Consider the following 1,193-nt stretch of genomic DNA (forward strand, 5'->3'; position numbering starts at 1 on the left):
AGCCGCACCCAGTACGCGAGGACTTCGCGCAGGTTGGTCGGATCGGGCAGCCGTGTGGGTGGTGTGGGTCTGGCAGGCACCGCGCAAGGATGCGGTTCTGCTTTATTTGCATCTACGGAGTTTGCTTCTCAATTGCAAACGACTCTGTGGGTGTTTTTGTTTTAACCAAGGGACGCAGGGCGTTCCATTTTGAGGGAGTTGTTGCAATGAAGCTGGGTCGTATCTTGATCGCGGGGTATTTCTTGATCGGACTGCTGTACGCGGTCTATGCGCATTTCTGGGGGCCGGAGCCGTTTCGCAGCTTTGCGTTCCATCTGGGGCAAGGCGTGTTGTGGCCGGTTGCCTTGTTTCCGAGTCTGGGCCCGGTGATCGCGGGGATTGTGGTTTTGGTCTTTGTGGCGGTGCTGATGAGCTCGTAGTGCCTGGCGTACTTGCCAGCCTCCCGAGGACCGCCAATGGCTTTCATCGCCCGCGTGATCCTGACGCTGTTCGGGATCTATCTGTTTTTCTTGATCTTCAGCTCCTGGGAAATGGTCGGTTTCCTGGTGCTGTGGATTCTGGTGCGCCTTGCCCGCGGCAAGGGGTAGATCACACCGTAGGTGCAGGGGAAGGACGAAGTGGCCCTGCAGGCCTTCCCTCCCCTGCCCGCTCTTTAAGAAAGCGTCTTATGAGATTTGAAGCAATGGCCAGGACCACTGCCGTGGCAGTCCTGCTCGCGGCATCGCTGTCAGCCTGCAGTTCCAAGAACGAGCGGGCGTTTGTAGGGGGCTGCGTGAGCATGGGCGCCAGCCGCGAGAACTGCTCTTGTGCCTACAAAAAGGTGAACGCGACCCACAAGATCGATGGCATCGATTTTGGAGAAATCCTGGGTACGGAGCAGCACCGAAAGATCCAGATGGCGTTCGCAGCCGCTGTGATTCAGTGCATCAAGGACAACGGGCTGTGATGCCTGCCCCCGCCCTTCCCTTTCATTCATAAAACCGCCCACTTCACTTTTTATCCCATCCAATCACCATGAAAACAAAACTATCTCTCTGTGGTCTGGCCTGCTTGCTGGCGGCATGTTCCAACAGCCCGTCGGGGTCTGAGCTTGCAAGCTCGATGACGAGCGAGCTGCAAAAGTCCTGCGAATACGCCAGCGTGGACAGCGCGACGATCACGAACACGTTTTTTCCGAACTCGGACAACAAGAA

At 56.9% G+C, this 1,193-nt stretch carries 4 protein-coding genes; 3 read left to right on the plus strand and 1 reads right to left on the minus strand.

Annotated features, from left to right (window positions below):
- The 3 genes from NFX52_RS30255 to NFX52_RS30260 form a co-directional block, all read left to right on the plus strand.
- Positions 1-419, plus strand: a 419-nt coding sequence (locus tag NFX52_RS30255) for a hypothetical protein (RefSeq protein ID WP_252636004.1), incomplete at its 5' end; no start/stop codon positions are given.
- 36 nt (positions 420-455) lie between these two features.
- The gene (locus NFX52_RS30955) at positions 456-587 is read left to right on the plus strand and encodes a hypothetical protein (RefSeq protein ID WP_255354241.1); all 132 of its coding nucleotides are present in this window, start codon (positions 456-458) and stop codon (positions 585-587) included.
- Between the two features lie 113 nt (positions 588-700).
- A complete protein-coding gene (locus NFX52_RS30260; RefSeq protein ID WP_156358908.1) occupies positions 701-946 on the plus strand; it encodes a hypothetical protein in 246 nt (81 codons plus the stop codon).
- 43 nt (positions 947-989) lie between these two features.
- On the opposite strand, the gene NFX52_RS30265 is transcribed toward NFX52_RS30260, so the two are convergent.
- The coding region (locus NFX52_RS30265) for a hypothetical protein (protein WP_252636005.1) at positions 990-1,193 on the minus strand (204 nt) is incomplete at its 5' end.

The sequence above is a fragment of the Acidovorax facilis genome (genome assembly GCF_023913775.1).
Classification (GTDB): Bacteria; Pseudomonadota; Gammaproteobacteria; order Burkholderiales; family Burkholderiaceae_C; genus Acidovorax; species Acidovorax facilis.